Origin of the sequence: Achromobacter aegrifaciens (assembly GCF_902859965.1) — a bacterium.
GTDB classification, from domain to species: domain Bacteria; phylum Pseudomonadota; class Gammaproteobacteria; order Burkholderiales; family Burkholderiaceae_B; genus Achromobacter; species Achromobacter aegrifaciens.
This window is the reverse complement of the sequence record NZ_CADIKO010000001.1, coordinates 2,107,631-2,125,049: the sequence shown is the minus strand read 5'-3', so window position 1 is coordinate 2,125,049 and position 17,419 is coordinate 2,107,631. Positions and strand designations below refer to the sequence as shown.

Sequence of the window (17,419 nt, the reverse complement as noted above, 5' to 3'; positions counted from 1 at the left end):
TCGTTGGCGGCCCGGCTACGGTAGGAATGGAGAGCTGCCGGCGCTCAGCGCGGCAGGTCGTCGGCCATGTAGGCGCGGATGATGTCCGCGAAGTCGGCGTCGCCGCGCAGGCCCAGGCGCTCGGCCCGAGCGGTGTCCCAGCGTCCAGGCCAGCTGCCCACGATGCGCTCGACGCGCTCGTCAGGCTTCCAGCCGACACGGCCGGCGACCTCCTCGCCCGCGACCTCTCGCAGCGCTTGCACCATTTCGCTAGCCGTGACCGACACGCCAGGCAAATTGATGGGAGCGCGGTCCGCGACGGCGGCCGTCTCGAGCTCGCAGCCGGCGATCAGGGCCTGTATCGCGCCGCGCGGCGACAGCAGCCACAGGCGCGTATCGGCGCTGACCGGGCAGGCGGCCTCCAAGCCGTTCAATGGTTCGCGGATGATGCCGCTGGCAAACGACGACGCCGCCGCATTGGGCCGCCCCGGACGCACGCTGATGGTGGGCAGGCGCAGCACGCGCCCGTCCACGTAGCCGCGCCGCGTGTAGTCCGCCAGCAGCAGTTCGGCAATGGCCTTCTGCGTGCCGTAGGACGATTGGGGATTGAGCGCGGTATCGTCGCGCACGGTGTCGGGCAGCGCGCCGCCGTACACCGCGACCGAACTGGTGAAGATTACCCTCGGCTTGTGGCCCAGCGCGCGGCAGGTTTCGAGCAGCGCGCGCGACGCGTCCAGGTTGATGCGCATCCCCAGGTCGAAGTCCGCCTCCGCCTGCCCGCTGACGATGGCGGCCAGATGGAAGATGGCGCGGGTTTGCGTGTCAATGGCCTGCCGCAGCATCGCGGGGTCGGCGATATCGCCAAGCTGCGCATGGATGCGCGGATCATCCGGCCCCTGCGCCTGCACCACATCCAGCAGGTCGATCCGCGTGATGGCTTCGGGCTTGCCGCCATCCAATGCCAGCGTGCCGCGCTCCAGCAGCTTGCGGGCCAGGCGCTGCCCCAGGAATCCGGCGCCGCCGGTGATGAGTATCTTCATATCGCGGTATGCCCCGTGTGTGTCAGATAGGGCCGGGCCCAGCCCAGCCCGGCGGAGGTGCCGGCCCGGGGCCGGTATTCGCAACCGATCCAGCCGGCATAACCCAACGCATCGATCTGTTCGAACAGATATGGATAGTTCAGCTCTCCCAGGTCCGGCTCGTGGCGGTCGGGCACGCCCGCGATCTGGATGTGGCCGATGCCCGCCATGTCGCGCTTGAGCTTGACCGCGATATCGCCTTCCACGATCTGGCAGTGGTAGATGTCGAACTGGACTTTCAGATTGTCTGCGCCGACTTCGGCACAGACGGCTTGGGCCTCGTCCTGGCGGTTGAGAAAGAATCCCGGAATGTCGCGCGTGTTGATCGGCTCGATCACCACCGTCACGTCGGCGGATGCCGCAGCGCGCGCGGCCCACGCAAGGTTCTCCAGATAGACCGCGCGATGCGCCGCGCGGTCCTGTCCGGGCTGTATCAGCCCAGCCATCAGATGCAGCTTGCGGTTGCCCAGCGCAGCGGCATATTCCAAGGCTTGGTCGACTCCGCGCCGAAACTCGCTTTCACGGCCTGGCAGCGAGGCTGTGCCGCGCTCGCCCGCGGCCCAATCGCCGGGCGGCGCGTTGAACAGCGCCTGGGTCAACCCTTGCGCTTGCAGCCGCGCCTTGAGTTCGACGGCCGGGTACTCGTAGGGAAACAGGAACTCCACTCCCGCGAATCCGTCCCCCGCGGCCGCGGCAAACCGGTCCAGGAAAGGATGCTCGGTGTACATCATGCTGAGATTGGCGGCCAGGCGCGGCATCGCGATTCCTTGATTCAATAGCGCGCGCCGAACACGTCGCGCAGTTCGTCGATCGCCGCCGCGCTCAATGGCGCCGGCCGGGGATCGCTCATCAGCCACAGGCGGGCGGTTTCTTCCAGTTCTTCCAGCGCGTAAGCCGCATGCGCCACGGAACGCTCCCACACCACCGGCCCCAGGCGCTCGAATAGCGCCCCGCGCACCTCGCCGGCCACGGCGGCGACCTCGGCTGCGGCCTGCGGGTCGCCGGGACGGCGATAGGGGATCAGCGGAATCCTGCCGACCTTCATGACCTGATAGGGCGTGATCGGCGGCAGCACTTCATCGGGCCGCCATACGCCCGCGAGCGTCAGCGCCACCAGATGCGTGGAATGCGTATGCACGATGCCGCGAGCGCCGGGACTGGCCTGGTAGATGCCGCGATGCAGCTCCAGCGTCTTGGACGGCTTGCCGCCCGAAACATGCCTGCCCGCCGCATCGACCTTGGACAGTTGGACGGGATCCAGCCTGCCCAGGCAGGCATCGGTCGGCGTGATCAGCCAGCCATCGTCCAGGCGCGCGCTGATGTTGCCGGCGGCGCCCACGGTATAGCCACGGTTGTAGAGGCTGGCGCCGACGGCGCAGATCTCTTCGCGGATGCGGGATTCTTCGGTCATGGACGCCCGCCGGCCGGACAAGGGGCGAGCATGCGTAATGTGGATGCCAAGGGCATGACGACGTTGCCTTCCAGGAGTGAAGTCATAATGTCATCATACAAATTTGTCGTAAAGCACAGTGCCAGGGTAAACACTGAGCGATAGGACGCGGCCGGACGCCAACCCGGCCGCAACGGTTTCAGTCTTGCTGCCTGGCGCCCAGCTCCACGCCGGCCAGTTGCTCGGACAGGCGGGCGACGGCGGTGTGGTCCTGACCCTTGCCCAGCGTCTTGCCGGCCGAGGCCCAAAGTTCGCGGCACAGCGAGGCAAACGGCGTGGGCGTGCCGGTGTCGGTCGCGATGCCTAGCGCAATGCCCAGGTCCTTGACCATCAGGTCCAGGCCGAAGCCCGAATTGAACTGGCGCGACAGCACGAACTGCTTGAACTTCTTCTGGGTGGAATTGTTCATGCCGGTCGACGCGTTGAGTACGTCGACGATAACGTTCGGATCCAGGCCGAACTGCTGGCCGATCAGCATGGCCTCGACGCCGATCAGGAAGCCGCCTGCCGACACCAGGTTGTTCAGCGCCTTCATGGCATGGGCGCTGCCCACCTCACCCACGGGCGTGATCGTGGTGCCCATGCTGGACAGGGCCGGACGCACCCGCTCCAGCGTCGCCGCGGGTCCGCCGTACATGATGGCCAGTTCGCCCGTGCGGGCGCGCGGCACGCCGCCGGAAACCGGCGCGTCGACCATGACGCCGCCAGCGGCGGCCACGGCCTGCGCCAGGCGCTGGGTATGCGCCGGCACGCCGGAGCTCATGTCCACGACCACGCTACCCTGGTGCAAACCCGCCAGCACGCCCTGTTCGCCGTTCAGCACCTGCTCGACGATCGCGCTGGTGGGCAGCATGGTGAAGATGATGTCGGACTGCGCGGCCAATTCGGCGCAGGTGGCTGCGGCCTGGCCGCCCACTTCCTGGGCGAACTTGGCGGCCTGGCCCGGCACGGCGTCGAACACCGTGACCTCAAAGCCGGCCTGCACCAGGCGGGCCGCCATGGGCCAACCCATGCTGCCGATGCCGATCAGGCCCACCCGCTCTTGCGGGGCGTTCATGCCTTGGACTCCTTGAAAGCGCCCTCTTCTTCCAGCACCTGGTTGGCGACCTTGAACGCGTCCAGCCCCGCCGGGATGCCGCAGTAGACCGTGGCCTGCAGCAGGATTTCCTTGATCTCCTCGACCGTCACGCCGTTGTTCAGCGCGCCCTTGACGTGCAGCTTGATCTCGGCCGGGCGGTTCAGCGCGGTCAGCATGGCCAGGTTGAGCATGCTGCGGGTCTTCTTTTCCAGACCGGGACGGCCCCAGGTATAGCCCCAGCACCATTCGGTGGTGATGTGCTGGAAGGCCATCATGAATTCGTTGGCGCGGGCGATGGAGCCGTCCACGTATTCCGTGCCCAGCACTTCGCGGCGCAGGTTCAGGCCTTGGTCGAACAGGGCCTGGGTTTCGGATTTGATGTCTGCCATGAGTTCCTCTTTGTGATGGGGTGACGGGCTTTGCAGGGGATTTACGCCCACTGTTTTGTCTGATTGTCCGGCAATTTTCCCGCGATCGTCAATAGTCTGATTGTCTGACAATCTTCTTGACTGCTTAAAATTTGAGCACAATAATGTGCCGCAGAGCGCCGGGCCGGCAGCCTTGCGCCACACCCAAAAAAGCCAGGAGACAGACATGACAAGACCCCAACAGGCCATGCGCCGCGGGCGCAGGGAATTCGTCGCTGGACTGGGCGCCGCCGCACTGGCCGCCAGCCTGCCCGGCCGTGCGCTGGCAGCGCCGTCGGAAGTCAACGTAGGCGTGATCCTGCCGCTGTCAGGCGCCAACGCGCAGTTCGGCATCAACTCGCGGCAAGGGCTGGAACTGGCCGCCGATGAAATCAACGCGGCCGGCGGCATCAAGGCCATGGGCGGCGCCAAGCTCAAACTCATCGTCGCCGACGCCACTTCCCAGCCCACCACCGCAGCCACCGTGGCGCAGCGCCTGATCACGCAGAACCGCTGCGTGGCCATCATCGGCGCCTACGCCTCGTCGCTGACGCTGGCCGTGTCGGAAGTGACCGAGCGCCGCGGCATCCCCCTGCTCACGATGTCGTTCTCCGATGTGCTCACGGAGCGCGGCTTCAAGCACATCTTCCAGGTGGTCTCCAAGGGCTCGGTGCTGGGCCGCGCGCAATACGACTACGCGGCATCGGTCGTGGCGGGCGCCTCGGACATCAAGAAGATCGCGTTGCTTTACGAAGATACGGCCTATGGCACCTCGCAGGCGGTCGGCGTGCGCAATGCAGCCAAGGCCGCCGGCACTCAGATCGTGCTGGACGAAGCCTATCCGCTGGGCATCACCGACGTCACGCCGCTAATCAGCAAGTTGCGCGGGTCCGATGCCCAGATCGTTTTCCCTATCTCCTACCTGAACGACAGCCTCCTGATCATCCGCGTCATGCGGCAGCAACGCCTGACCGTGCCCATCGTGGGAGGCGCAGCAGGCTACGTGATCCCCGACTTCGCCAAGGCATTGGGCCAGTATTCCGAAGCGGTGCTCTCGATCGCTCCGGCCAACTACGACCAGGCGCCCGAATACACCGAACGCTACCGCAAGCGCTTCGGCACCTTCATGCCGCACGAGGCGCTGGAACATGCCGTCTGCGCGGGCGTGCTGGCGCAAGCGCTGGAAGTCGCCGCGTCCGACAAGCCGGAAGCCGTAAGCCAGGCCCTGCGCGCGAAAAAGTACGACCAGGGTTGGGCAGGCGTGATGTCCGGCGGCGGCGTGCATTTCGACGCCAATGGCCTGAACACCATGGCGCAGCCCATCATGGTCCAGTGGCAAAAGGGCGAACTGGTCTCGGTCTGGCCGCCGGCATTGGCCAAGGGCCGCGTCATCGCGGCTGCCTGAGTCCGCGCGGAGAACAGTCATGCAATTCCTCCAGGCGCTGGTGGACGGCATTCTGCTGGGCGGGGTCTACGCGGTGATCTCCATCGGGCTCACGCTCGTCTTCGGAGTCGTCTCCATCGTCAACTTCGCCCAGGCCGAATTCCTGATGGTGGGCATGTTCGTGGCGTACTTCGCCTGGAAGCTGCTCGGACTGGATCCGTTGCTGGGGTCGCTGCTGTCGTTCGCGGTGGCATTCGTGCTCGGCGTGCTGACGCAGAAGTACCTGATCGACCGGGTGCTGAAGGCGCCAGCCGTGGCGCAGATCTTCCTGACGGTGGGCCTGCTCATCGTCATGGAGAACCTGGCGCTGATCCTGTTCGGCTCCGAGTTCCGCTCGGTGCAGACGCCCTACCAGATGACTGCGCTGGCCGTGGGGCCCATCCTCCTCAGTGCGCCCTACCTGCTGGCATTCGTGGTGGCCTCGGTGGCGGGTCTGGCGCTGTGGTGGGTGCTCAAGAAAACCTGGTGGGGCATGGCGGTGCGCGCTACCGCTCAGGACCCCATGGCCGCCAGGCTGTCCGGCATTTCGACCCACCGGGTGCACCAGCTGGCGTTCGGCCTGGGCGTGGGCATGACGGCGCTGGGCGGCGGCATCATCCTGCCCTACCTCACGGCCTCGACCACGGTCGGCGCGCAGTTCAGCGTGCTGATGTTTACCGCGGTGGTACTGGGCGGACTGGGCAGCGTGATAGGCGCGGTGGTGGGCGGCGTGGCGGTCGGGGTGATCCAGTCGCTGTCTTCGCTCGTGCTGCCCATGCAGTTGCAGAACCTGGCGCTGTTCGCCATCTTCATCCTGGTGCTGGCCGTGCGCCCGGAAGGTCTTTTGAAAAGGGCGGGCTGATGACTGGCAACCGACAACTCCTGCTGTGGGCGCTGCCGCTGGCGGCGGCCCTGATCGCGCCATGGCTGATGCAGGATCAGGGCTACGGCATCCGCGTCATGACGCTGGTGCTGCTGTTTGCAGCCATGGGCCAGTCCTGGAACATCGTGGGAGGGCTGGCGAACCAGATCTCCCTCGGACACGCGGCGTTCTTCGGGCTGGGTGCTTACACCTCGACCCTGCTGCTCATGCGCTACGGCATTTCGCCCTGGCTGGGCATTGTCGCAGCCATGGCGGTGGCCGCGGCTGCGGGCGCCCTGCTCAGTCTGCCTACCATGCGCCTGCGCGGACACTACTTCGCACTGGCCACGCTGGCCTTTGGCGAAGTGCTGCGCGCCATCGCCAACACCTGGGCCTCTGTGACCGGCGGACCGGTGGGCGTGTCGATCCCGTTCTCGGAAGGCTTGGCGCAGATGCAGTTCAAGTCCAGCATCCCCTACTACTACCTGATGCTGGGGGCCGCGGTGATCACCTCGGCGGTGTTCGCGCTGATCAGCCGTTCGCGCCTGGGCTACCGGCTGCGCGCGGTCAAGGCCAATCCCCAGGCCGCCGAGGTGATCGGCGTGAACACCGCCCGCACCCGCATTCTCGCCGCCGTCATCTCGGCCGCATTGATGGGCGCCTGCGGCACGCTGTACGCGCAGTTCATCTACTTCTTCGACCCGGACACCGTCTTCTCGCTGGTCGGCGTTTCGGTGCGCGTGGCGCTGATCTGCATCATCGGCGGCGTGGGCACCGTGGCCGGGCCGCTGATCGGCGCGCTAGTCATCATCCCGCTGGAGGAACTGTTCAACGACTGGCTGTCCGGCCATACGGCGGGCGCGTCGCAGCTGGCTTTCGGGCTGATCCTCATCGCCATCATCCTGATCGAGCCGCGTGGCCTGTCGGCGTTGTGGACCCGGCTGCGCAACCTGACACGAGGCCAGCATGCCTGACATCCTGAACGTTTCCCGCATCCAGCGCCGCTTTGGCGGCCTGAAAGCCGTGGACGACGTGTCGTTCAACGTGGCGCGCGGCGATATCCTGGGCCTCATCGGCCCCAATGGCGCGGGCAAGACCACTCTATTCAACCTGCTGGTCGGGTTGTACCGCGGCAACGGCGGACGCATCGAACTGGAGGGCCGCGACATCAGCGGCCTGCGGCCCCACCAGATCGCCGCGCTCGGCATGACCAAGACCTTCCAGAACGTGGCGCTGTTTCCTGAAATGACGGTGCTGGACAATGTGCTGGTCGGCGGACTGCTGCGCCATGACGTAAGCCGCGCGCGCCAGCTGGCGCTGGGCAACCTCGAGCGCGTCGGCCTGGCCGGCATCGCGCGCAAGCCGGCCGGCGAGCTCTCGTTTCCCGAGCAGGCGCGGGTGGAGCTGGCCCGCGCGCTGTGCACCGATCCCAAGGTCTTGCTGCTGGATGAGGTGATGGCGGCGCTGAACGAATCCGAAATGGACGCGCTGCTGGATCTGATCCGTGCCCTGCGCGACGACTCGGGCATCACCTTCATCGTGGTGGAACACCACATGCGCGCCATCATGCGCCTGTGCAATCGCATCCTGGTGCTGTCGTTCGGCCAGAAGATCGCAGAAGGCAGCCCGGCGGAGATCGCGGCCGATCCCACGGTAATCGAGGTCTATCTCGGCAAGTCGCTGGAACAGGTGGAGGAACTGGCATGAGCCTCCTGCATATCGAGGGACTGACCGCCGCATACAACCGCAGCCCGGTGCTGCACGACGTGTCGCTGGATGTGCCCGAAGGCGGTTTCATTGCCGTGGTCGGCGCCAATACAGCGGGCAAGAGTACGCTGCTGCGCTGCATATCCGGCCTTCTGGACAAGGTTGGGGGCAGCATCCGGTTCGACGGGGAAGAGATCCTGCGCCTGCCCCCGCACCGCATCCCTGAACTGGGCATCGCCCACGTGCCGGAAGGCCGCCATGTCTTTCCGGAAATGACGGTCGAGGAAAACCTCTACCTGGGCGCGTACACCCGACGCGGGGACATGGCCGCGGTCAAGCGCGGCTGCGACCGCATCTACGCGCTGTTTCCCCGCTTGCTGGAACGGCGCCGCCAGCAGGCCGGTACGCTTTCCGGCGGCGAACAACAGATGGTGGCATTCGGCCGCGCGCTGATGCTGGAACCGCGACTGCTGTTGCTGGACGAACCCAGCCACGGCCTGGCGCCCAAGATCGTCGAGGAGATGCACCAGGCCATGATCGACATCCACCGCAGCGGCCTGACCATCCTGCTGGTGGAGCAGAACACACGTCTGGCGCTGTCGGTGGCGGAATACGCCTACGTACTGCAATCCGGCTCCCTGGTGCTGTCGGGCCCCAGTGGCACGCTGCTGCAGGACAGCCGCGTGCGGGCGGCCTACCTCGGACTGTAGCCATGGCGCGCCGACGGGATATATTGCGTCTTTACGTAGACACGGCGGTTCGCCGCGGCGCGGCCATGAGCCTGCGCCAACGAACGGATTCGCCGCCAGCATAAGCGAGAGACAGCCATGGCCAGCCCGACCGGCGCGGTATTCGAAAAACCCGGCACCCTGCGCACCCGCGTGGAGGAATTCCTGCGCGCGTCCATCACGGACGGACGGATCAAGGGCGGGGAACGCCTGCGCGAGCAGGAACTGTGCGAGCAACTCGGGATCAGCCGCAGCACCCTGCGCGAAGCGCTGCGCACGCTGGAAGCCGAACGCCTGATCACGATCGAGCCGCACCGCGGTCCTACCGTGATGCGCATCACCGAAAAGGCCGCCCGCGATCTCTACGCCCTGCGTGCCCTGCTGGAAGGCTATGCCGCGCACGAATTCGCGCGCCTGGCGAGCGACGCCGATGTCGAGCGCCTGCGCAAGGCCGTGGATGCCCTGCACCGCCAGGCCAAGGGCAGCAACAAGTCGGCGTTGCTGGCGGCAAAGCGCGATTTCTACGACGTGCTGCTGGGCGGCTGCGACAACGATCTGGTCAAGGACATGCTGCCCGGCCTGCTATCCCGCATCAATCTGCTGCGCGCCACCTCGTTCGCGCGCCCCGAACGCCTGCCGGAAAGCATGGCCGAAATCGACCTGATCTACGAGCGCATCCACGCCCGCGATCCGCAAGGCGCGCAAGACGCCGCACAAAGCCATATCGTCAACGCCGAACGCACCGCGCTCGACGTGCTCAGGCGCCAGCAACAGGAGACATCCGACAGTGAACGCGATCGTTCAGAAGCTAAGAGCCGCGGCGGCCCTGGCGCAGCAGGATAGCGAGTTCATCCTGGCCGCGCGCGGCCTGCCCTGCGCCCTCTGGCTGCAGGCCGGCGCCGCGGCGCAAGAGCGTGTAACCGCCTGGGCCGGCCAGCCCACCGCACCGTCGCAATGCATCACCATCAGCGCGCCGCCGGAAACCTGGCGCAAGCTGCTCAGCGACACCCCGCCTCCGGGCTACCACTCCTTCACCGCTGCCCGCCGCCAGGCCCAAGGCCTGCGAGTCACGGGCGATGCGCTGGCCATCGCCCAGGCCCTGCACCCGCTGGAGCGGCTTTTCGAAATCCTCCGGGGCCAGCTTGACGCCACGCCGGACCTGCTCGACCGCAGCGCGATTGCCGGCTCCTATGCGACCATTGATATCGGCGCGGCGCAGACTTCCATCTACTATGAAACCAGCGGACTGGCGGTCGGGCCGGCGCTGCTGATGCTGCACACGGCGGGCGCGGACTCCCGGCAGTACCACGCGCTGATGGCGGACCCCGGCCTGCGCCGGCAATGGCGCATGATCGCCTTCGACATGCCCGGACACGGGCGCAGCATGCCGCTGCCCGGCCAGGCATGGATCGACGCGGGCCTCTCGCGCGATGCCTATCTGCAGACCTGCCTGGCGGTGATTCGCCAGGTCGCGGGTGAACCGGCGGCCCTGCTGGGTTGCTCGATGGGCGCGGCAATGGCGCTGGTGGTGGCGGCGCGCAGCCCAGCCGACGTGGCAGGCGTCGTCGCGCTGGAGGCGCCGTACCAAGCGGCCGGACGCCGCACCCCGATGCTGTGCCATCCTCAGGTCAACCAGGCCGCGCACAACCCCGCCTACGTGCGCGGATTGATGGGCCCCGCCGCCACGCTGCAAGCCCGGCGCGACGCAGCCTGGATCTATTCGCAAGGCGGTTTCAATGTCTACGCCAATGACCTCTGGTTCTACAGCGAGGACTTCGACGCGGCCCGCCATCTGACGGGCCTGAACGCCGACGCCTTCGGCATATCGTTGCTGACCGGCGCCTACGACTACTCGGCCAGCCCGGAGGATTCCAGGCGGGTGGCGGCCCTGATTCCCGGCGCACGGTTTCAGGCCATGCCCGAACTGGGCCACTTCCCCATGGTGGAGAACCCGCAACGCCTGCTGGAATATCTGCGCCCCGAACTGGACCGCCTGCGCGCAACCGGAGCCATCGCATGACACTGCCCCACTACGAGGTCTACGCCCTGCGCTACGCCACGGTAGCGCGGCAGCGTAGCCAGAACTTCATCACGCCCCCGGATCCGCACGACGGCCCGATGCCGATGGATTACTTCGTCTGGGTCATCCGCAACGGCCAGCGCGTCTACCTGGTGGATACGGGCTTCAACGAGGCCGCAGCCCGGGCCCGCGGCCGCGAGTTCTTGCGCTGCCCGATTGAAGCATTGGAAAAGCTGGGTATCGCGCCCGCGGACATCCGCGATGTCATCGTCACACATCTGCATTACGACCACGCAGGCAACATCCGCAAGCTGCCGCAGGCCCGCCTGCATCTGCAGGAAAGCGAGCTGCACTATGCCTGCGGCTGCAACATGCGCTTCGACATGCTGCGCCACGCCTATGCAGTGGAAGACGTGGTCGACGTGGTACGGGGCGTGTACGACAAACGCGTGGCGTTCTACCATGGCCACGACGAAATCGCACCGGGCCTGCAACTGCTGCACATCGGCGGCCATACCCGCGGACTGCAGGCGGTGCGCGTGCGCACCGCGCGCGGCTGGATGGTGTTGGCGTCGGACGCCAGCCACTACTACGACAACATGGGCCTGGACGCACCGTTTCCCATCGTCGACAACGTCGCTGACATGCTGGCGGGCTACGAGATCCTGCTGAAGTTCGCGGAATCGCCCGACCACATCGTGCCGGGGCACGATCCTTTGGTCAGGACACGGTACCCGGGACTGGCCGGCGCGGATACGGAAGTGGTGGCGTTGCACCTGGGAAACGGCGCGCGCCCCTGAACGCCAGCGCGCCAGCGGCGCGGCATCACAATCCCAGCGGCCGAATCGCCTCGTCCACGTCTTCCGCCGACATGTCCTGCACGATGAGGACCATGGCGCCCGCCCGCTGCGAGCCTTCCACTCCCTCGACAGGCTCGGGCACAGAAAAGACATGCCGCACGCCATGGACGGCGCGCAGCGTCCCGTCCGTCCAGCGCAAGAGCCCTTTCGCGCGCAACAGGCGGTCGCCGACCTGGCGCTGCATGTGCCGGGTCCAGCGCGCATAGTCCTCCCAGCCCACCGGCTGGCTCTGCGTAAAGGAGTGGGACACGATGCCGTAGCGCAGCACATGCGCCAGCGGCCCCGAGGCCGGCACCGCCGTCAGCGCCGCCACGTCCAGATGCCCGGCGCGCAGGCCGTCGAACAAGGCCGGCGCGTCTTCGTCCACGGTGTCCGGCGACACCGCGCGGATGGGCGCACTGGCGTTGTAGCCGCGCAGCGCAGCGCGCATCGTGTCTATCGCAGCCTCATCGGCCAGATCGGCCTTGGTCAGCGCGATGCGGTCGGCGATGGCGATCTGGGTACTGGCTTCGCGGTAGGCGTCCAGCGTCGACAGGCCATGCAGCGCGTCCGCCGTCGCCACCACGCCGCCGAAGCGGTAGTGGCGGGCGATGAGCGGATCCGCCGCCAGCGTATTGATGACCGGACACGGATCCGCCAGCCCCGAAGTCTCCACCACCACGCGCGTGAACGCGGGAATCTCGCCGCGCTGGCGCCGGTAATAGAGCGACTCCAGCGTGTCCTGCAGCGAACTGGTGGCTGCGCAGCACAGGCAGCCGGAATCCAGCAGCACCACGTCGGTGTCATCGGCCTTGCCCACCAGCATGTGGTCCAGGCCGATCTCGCCGAACTCGTTGATCACCACCGCCGTATCGGCAAAGCGCGGGCTGCGCACCAACCGCGACAGCAGCGTGGTCTTGCCGCTGCCCAGGAAACCCGTCAGCAGGTAGACCGGCAACGGTCCGGCGGCGGTCGCGGACATGGGCGGCTCAGGCCTGTTCCGCCGCGGCCGGCGCGGGCAGGTTGCGCAGGTAATCCTGCACTTCGCGCGACGGGATCACATCGGCGTACTTGCAGTTCAGGTCGAACAGGCTCATCGCATGGCTGGCCTGGAAGCGGTCGAACGCAGCCTCTTCGGGAATGATGACCTTGAAGTTGTACGAATAGGCGTCCACCGTGGTGGCGCGCAGGCATCCCGAAGACGTGCAACCCACCAGGATCAGCGTGTCCACGTCCAGGAAGTTCAGGTGGCTCATGAAGATGGTGCCGAAGAAGCAGGACGGCTTCTGCTTGGTGATGCGGATGTCCTGCGGCCGCGGGGCCAACGGCTCCACGGTCTGCGTGGCATGGGTGTTGGCCAGCACGGTCTTCTCGCCACCGCGATGGTTCTTGCCCACTTGCACGCCGCTGTCCAGAAGGTCGGCGCGGCGGCCGCTTTCGGTATAGAAGACCGGTATGTTCTTGTCGCGCGCCAGCTCCAGCAGCGGCACGATATGCGCCACCGCGTCCCAGGCCTCCCGGCCGCAATGGGTGCGGTACTGCTTCAGGCCTTCCAGGATGTCCTGGGGCGTATCGCCGCAGAAGTTGTACTGCACGTCGATGATGAACAGGGCCGGACGCTTGCCGAAGCCGCCACGCTTGCCGTAGCCGGCCTGCGCCAGCACCTGCTTGTCGCGTTCAGTCAGAAAGTCGTCCCAGATTCGCTTGGTTTCGCTCATGGTAGTGCCTGCCAGAAGAGGAGTAGGTTCAGTTCAAAGACGCTTGAGATAGCGGCCGCCGGGATTGCTGCGCGCGGCATCGGTAATGCGGCCGTCCAGCGCCACAGTGCGCCCGCGCACCAGGGTGCGCACGGGCCAACCCTTCAGGGTCATGCCCTCGTAAGGGGAGTAGTCGGAATTGGATTCGAGCGTGGAGGGATCGACGGTGCGCTCCAGATCCGGATCCACCAACACCAGGTCGGCATCCTTGCCGATCTCGATGCTGCCCTTGGCAGGCATGCGGTAGATGCGGGCAGAGTTCTCCGCGCTGACTTTCATCAACGTTTCCAGCGGCACGCCGCGGCGGTGATAGCCTTCGTGCAGCAGGATCGGCAACATCAAGCCGGTGCCGGGAAAGCCGTTGCTGGCTGCCCAGATGTCGGTGTCCTTGGTGGCACGCTTGCGCGGCACGTGGTCGGTGCCGATGGTGGTAATGGAACCATCCAGCACGCCCTCCCACATGGCGTCCACGTCGGCCTGGCCGCGCACCGGCGGATTGACCTTGGCATAAGTCCCGGCGGGCGATTCGTCGTTCAGGAACAGGTAGTGCGGGCAGGTCTCGACATAGATCGGCGGCGCGTCCGGCGTGCGCCGGTGGCGCCGCGCCTCGTCCAGCGCCTCGCGGCTGCTCAGGTGCACGATGTTGACCGCGGCGCCGGTCTTGGATGCGAAGTAGCAGACGCGGTGCACGTTCTCCGCTTCCAGGAAGTCCGGGCTCTGTTCATTCCAGGCCTTCAGGTCGTCGCGGCCAGCGGCGCGCAGCGGATCCCGCAGGACGGGAATCACTTCCACGTTTTCACAATGCACGCCCATGATCGCGCCCGGGATCGCGGCGGTAGCGCGCAACGCCGAATACAGCAGGCCGTCGTCGATATCGGTAAAGCCCTTGGACAGCCCTGCTGCGCCCTTGTACATCATGTAGAGCTTGTAGGAATTCACGTTGAAGCGGCGCGAAATTTCCTCCAGCGTCTCCACGTGCAGATTGCTGGTGATGCCGAAATGGAAGCCGAAATCGACGCAGCTCTGCGACAGCGCGCGGTCGCGCACCTTGTCGAAGGATTCGCGGATATCCGCCGAGCGATGAAACGACAGCACGGAGGTGGTGCCTCCCAGGGCAGCGAAGCGCGACTCGGTTTCGAAGTCGGTCTCGGGCGAGCCGAATCCGAAATGCACGTGCGGATCGATCAGACCCGGCAATACCCAAAGCCCTTGGCAATCTATGGTCTCGCGGGCCTCGAACTGCGCGCCTGGCTCGGCGATGATGGCAATGCGACCGTCGATGACGCCGAGTACGCCTTCGGTCAGCCCCTGCTGGGGCAAGTACAGTCTGGCATTGGTAAGCAGCAGATCCAGCATGATGTGGTTTTCCCGGTAGATGCGTGTTTTCAGCGATGGGCCGCGTCAGCGGCCTGCGTGTCGTTCAAAAAGCCGTTGAGGACGCTGGCAGGAATGCCGCCCTCTGCCATGAGTTTGCGTTCGGCGCGAGTGAGCACCTGGGCGTAGGCCTGGAAGACGATGCGGCGCTCGCCGTCTTCGGCGACGACGGTGATGGGCTCGCCCTTGCGCACACCGTCAGCCACGTTGTCGAAACGCAGGGTTTCCGCCCCGGTCAGGCCCAACTGGCGCCAGCCCTCGCCCGGGGCGAAAGCCAGCGGCAACACGCCCATGCCCACCAGATTCGCCCGGTGGATGCGTTCAAACGATTCCGCGATCACGGCGCGCACGCCCAGCAGCGCCGAACCCTTGGCGGCCCAGTCGCGGCTGCTGCCCATGCCGTAGTCCTTGCCGCCCAGGACCACGCTGGCCACACCCTCGGCGCGGTAGGCTTCGGCCGCGTCGACCACCGCCATGCGCTGCCCGCTGGGAAAATGGCGGGTCACCCCGCCCTCCACATCCGGCACCAGCGCATTCTTGATGCGGATGTTGGCAAAGGTGGCGCGGGTCATCACATGGTGATTGCAGCGGCGCGCCACATAGGTATTGAAGTCGCGCGACGCCACGCCCTTGCCGATCAGGTACGCGCCAGCCGGCGTATCCGCCGGGATCTCGCCGCTGGGCGAGATGTGGTCGGTCGTCAGCGAATCGCCGAACGCCGCCAGCACGCGGCCGTGCTTCAGGCTGGCTTCCAGGTCTGCCAGGGCATCGCGGCCGGGCTCGGTCTTGAAGAATGGCGGCTCGACCAGGTATTGCGATTCCGGGTCCCAGGGAAAGCGCAGCCCCGAGGGCGCCGGCAGGTCGCGCCAGATCGCGCTGTCCAGGCTCGCCGGGTCATAGACCTCGGCGAACAAGGCAGGATCCGCGGCCAGCGGCAACAGGGCCGCTATCTCTTCCTGGCTGGGCCAGACGTCGCGCAGATAGATCGGCGCGCCATCGGAGCCCGGCCCCAGCGGTTCGCGTTCGAAGTCCAGGTCTATCCTGCCGGCCAGCGCATACAGCACCACCATGGCCGGAGAGCCGATGTAGTTGGCGCGCAGCAGCTTGTGAATGCGGCCTTCGAAATTGCGGTTGCCGGACAGCACCGCCGCGGCCACCAGGCCGCCCTCGGCGATGGCGTCTGCCGCCGCGGCGTCCAGGGGGCCGGACTTGCCGCCGCAAGTCGTGCAGCCATAGCCGATCACGTGAAATCCCTGCGCCTGCAAGGCCTGCAGGAGGCCGGCGGATTCCAAATAGCGCGTGACGGCGCGCGATCCCGGCGCCAGCGAACGCTTGACCCAGGCGGGCGGCGTCAGCCCCAACGCCAGCGCCTTTTTCGCGACCAGGCCCGCGGCCAGCATCACGCCAGGATTGGACGTATTGGTGCAAGAGGTGATGGCCGCCAGCGCCACGGAGCCATGGCCCAGGGAAGCGCGGCTGGGCGGATGCGCGGCCAGCGCGGCGGCGTCCACGCCGAACCCGCCTTCCGTCAGGGACTGACCCAGGCGGCGGCGGAAATCCGCCCCGACCTCGCCCACGTCCATGCGGTCTTGCGGCCGTCGCGGACCCGCCACGCTGGGACGCGCCGCCGACAGGTCGATCTCTATCACCCGGCTATAAGCGGGCTCCGCGTCGCCGGCATCGCGCCACAGGCTGTTGGCGCGGGCATAGGCTTCGATCAGCGCCAGTTGCTCGTCGCTGCGCCCCGTCATGCGGGCATAGTCCAGCGTGCGGGTGTCTATCGGGAAAAAGCCGCAAGTGGCGCCGTACTCGGGCGCCATGTTGGCGATGGTGGCGCGTTCCGGCACGCCTAGCGCCTGCGCCGCAGGGCCGAAGAATTCGACCATGCAGCCCACCACGCCCGCCGCGCGCAATTGCTGCGTGATCAGCAGGGCGGCGTCGGTGGTGAGCGCGGGCGCCTCGATGGCGCCGCGCAGCCGCACCCCCACGACCTCCGGGATCGGGAACGTGTAGGCGTGGCCCAGCAGGGCCGCCTCGGCGTCGATGCCGCCCACGCCCCACCCCAGCACGCCCAGGGCGTTGACCATCGGCGTGTGCGAGTCGCCGCCGATGACGAAATCGGGATAGGCCCAGTCGCCGTCCGGCCGTGACTGGCGTATGACCACCGGCGCCAGGTACTCCAGGTTGACCTGATGGATGATGCCGATGCCCGGCGTGATGACCCGCAGACCCTTATAAGCCTGCTGCGCCCATTTCAGGAACCGGTAGCGTTCGTCGTTGCGCTCGAACTCGCGGCGCAGGTTGCGCTGCACCGCGCCTTCGTCGCCCCAATGGTCGACCTGCAGGGAATGGTCCACGATCAGGTCCACCGGAATCCGGGTGTCCACCCGCGCCGCGTCCCCGCCCGCCTGGGCCACCGCGTCGCGCAGCGCCGCCAGGTCCTGCAATACCGGCAGGCCGCTGGAGTCCGGAAGGATCACCCGCGCGACATGCAGCGGCAAGTCGGCGCCGGCATGCGCGCGCCAATCCCAGAGCCTGCCGATCTCGTCCTCGGACACGGCGGCGCCCCATGCGCGATGGCGCAGCAGGTTCTCAAGCAGCACGCGGATGACATAGGGATATGCGTGGATGTCGCGCCCCGCGGCTCGGGCGGCGGCGGACAGGTGCGCGTAGCGCAGCGTCCTGCCGCAACAGGGGAAAGACTGGATCATGGCAG

At 66.9% G+C, this 17,419-nt stretch carries 17 protein-coding genes; 8 read left to right on the top strand and 9 right to left on the bottom strand.

Features of this window, described 5'->3' with window-relative positions; translation table 11 throughout:
• Nucleotides 1-44: 44 nt before the first annotated feature.
• From denD to HV793_RS09880, 5 genes are all read right to left on the bottom strand, one after another.
• Nucleotides 45-1,019, bottom strand: coding sequence for a D-erythronate dehydrogenase (denD, locus tag HV793_RS09900; protein WP_054457659.1), 975 nt, complete (start codon nucleotides 1,017-1,019; stop codon nucleotides 45-47).
• Complete coding sequence (gene otnI / locus HV793_RS09895) at nucleotides 1,016-1,816, bottom strand: 2-oxo-tetronate isomerase (RefSeq protein WP_175213070.1); 801 nt, start codon at nucleotides 1,814-1,816, stop codon at nucleotides 1,016-1,018. The genes denD and otnI overlap by 4 nt, the downstream gene beginning before the upstream one ends.
• A gap of 14 nt (nucleotides 1,817-1,830) precedes the next feature.
• A complete protein-coding gene (gene otnC / locus HV793_RS09890; RefSeq protein ID WP_175160850.1) occupies nucleotides 1,831-2,469 on the bottom strand; it encodes a 3-oxo-tetronate 4-phosphate decarboxylase in 639 nt (212 codons plus the stop codon).
• Nucleotides 2,470-2,647: 178 nt separating this feature from the next.
• Nucleotides 2,648-3,565 carry an NAD(P)-dependent oxidoreductase gene (locus HV793_RS09885; protein WP_175213069.1) on the bottom strand — a complete coding sequence of 306 codons (918 nt, stop codon included), beginning with the start codon at nucleotides 3,563-3,565 and terminating at the stop codon, nucleotides 2,648-2,650.
• Entirely contained in the window at nucleotides 3,562-3,975 is a 414-nt protein-coding gene (locus HV793_RS09880) for a carboxymuconolactone decarboxylase family protein (RefSeq protein ID WP_054457663.1), read from the bottom strand. Before HV793_RS09880 ends, HV793_RS09885 begins: the two co-directional genes overlap by 4 nt.
• Nucleotides 3,976-4,180: 205 nt before the next feature.
• Here HV793_RS09880 and HV793_RS09875 point away from each other — a divergent pair, with 205 nt between their 5' ends.
• From HV793_RS09875 to HV793_RS09840, 8 genes are all read left to right on the top strand, one after another.
• A complete protein-coding gene (locus tag HV793_RS09875; RefSeq protein WP_175213068.1) occupies nucleotides 4,181-5,398 on the top strand; it encodes an ABC transporter substrate-binding protein in 1,218 nt (405 codons plus the stop codon).
• Between the two features lie 19 nt (nucleotides 5,399-5,417).
• Nucleotides 5,418-6,278: a branched-chain amino acid ABC transporter permease gene (locus tag HV793_RS09870; RefSeq protein WP_119450241.1), complete on the top strand. Its 861-nt coding sequence runs from the start codon at nucleotides 5,418-5,420 to the stop codon at nucleotides 6,276-6,278.
• Entirely contained in the window at nucleotides 6,278-7,252 is a 975-nt protein-coding gene (locus tag HV793_RS09865) for a branched-chain amino acid ABC transporter permease (RefSeq protein WP_175213067.1), read from the top strand. The genes HV793_RS09870 and HV793_RS09865 overlap by 1 nt, the downstream gene beginning before the upstream one ends.
• On the top strand, nucleotides 7,245-7,985 hold the full coding sequence (locus HV793_RS09860) for an ABC transporter ATP-binding protein (protein ID WP_119450239.1): 741 nt from the start codon (nucleotides 7,245-7,247) through the stop codon (nucleotides 7,983-7,985). The genes HV793_RS09865 and HV793_RS09860 overlap by 8 nt, the downstream gene beginning before the upstream one ends.
• The gene (locus HV793_RS09855; protein WP_119450238.1) at nucleotides 7,982-8,695 is read left to right on the top strand and encodes an ABC transporter ATP-binding protein; all 714 of its coding nucleotides are present in this window, start codon (nucleotides 7,982-7,984) and stop codon (nucleotides 8,693-8,695) included. The genes HV793_RS09860 and HV793_RS09855 overlap by 4 nt, the downstream gene beginning before the upstream one ends.
• 117 nt (nucleotides 8,696-8,812) lie before the next feature.
• Nucleotides 8,813-9,556, top strand: a complete 744-nt coding sequence (locus tag HV793_RS09850) for a GntR family transcriptional regulator (RefSeq protein ID WP_119450237.1) — start codon at nucleotides 8,813-8,815, stop codon at nucleotides 9,554-9,556.
• Complete coding sequence (locus tag HV793_RS09845; RefSeq protein WP_175213066.1) at nucleotides 9,501-10,733, top strand: alpha/beta fold hydrolase; 1,233 nt, start codon at nucleotides 9,501-9,503, stop codon at nucleotides 10,731-10,733. Before HV793_RS09850 ends, HV793_RS09845 begins: the two co-directional genes overlap by 56 nt.
• Nucleotides 10,730-11,533 carry an N-acyl homoserine lactonase family protein gene (locus HV793_RS09840; RefSeq protein ID WP_175213065.1) on the top strand — a complete coding sequence of 268 codons (804 nt, stop codon included), beginning with the start codon at nucleotides 10,730-10,732 and terminating at the stop codon, nucleotides 11,531-11,533. The genes HV793_RS09845 and HV793_RS09840 overlap by 4 nt, the downstream gene beginning before the upstream one ends.
• Nucleotides 11,534-11,558: 25 nt before the next feature.
• Here the strand turns inward: HV793_RS09840 and HV793_RS09835 are convergent, their stop codons facing one another.
• The 4 genes from HV793_RS09835 to acnA are packed head-to-tail and all read right to left on the bottom strand — an operon-like array spanning nucleotide 11,559 to nucleotide 17,414.
• Nucleotides 11,559-12,554, bottom strand: coding sequence for a CobW family GTP-binding protein (locus tag HV793_RS09835; protein WP_175213064.1), 996 nt, complete (start codon nucleotides 12,552-12,554; stop codon nucleotides 11,559-11,561).
• Nucleotides 12,555-12,561: 7 nt separating this feature from the next.
• A complete protein-coding gene (locus tag HV793_RS09830; RefSeq protein WP_054457667.1) occupies nucleotides 12,562-13,290 on the bottom strand; it encodes an isochorismatase family protein in 729 nt (242 codons plus the stop codon).
• A gap of 33 nt (nucleotides 13,291-13,323) precedes the next feature.
• On the bottom strand, nucleotides 13,324-14,685 hold the full coding sequence (locus HV793_RS09825; RefSeq protein ID WP_125470497.1) for a dihydroorotase: 1,362 nt from the start codon (nucleotides 14,683-14,685) through the stop codon (nucleotides 13,324-13,326).
• A 29-nt stretch (nucleotides 14,686-14,714) separates the two neighbouring features.
• The gene (gene acnA, locus HV793_RS09820; RefSeq protein ID WP_244958611.1) at nucleotides 14,715-17,414 is read right to left on the bottom strand and encodes an aconitate hydratase AcnA; all 2,700 of its coding nucleotides are present in this window, start codon (nucleotides 17,412-17,414) and stop codon (nucleotides 14,715-14,717) included.
• Nucleotides 17,415-17,419 lie beyond the last annotated feature (5 nt).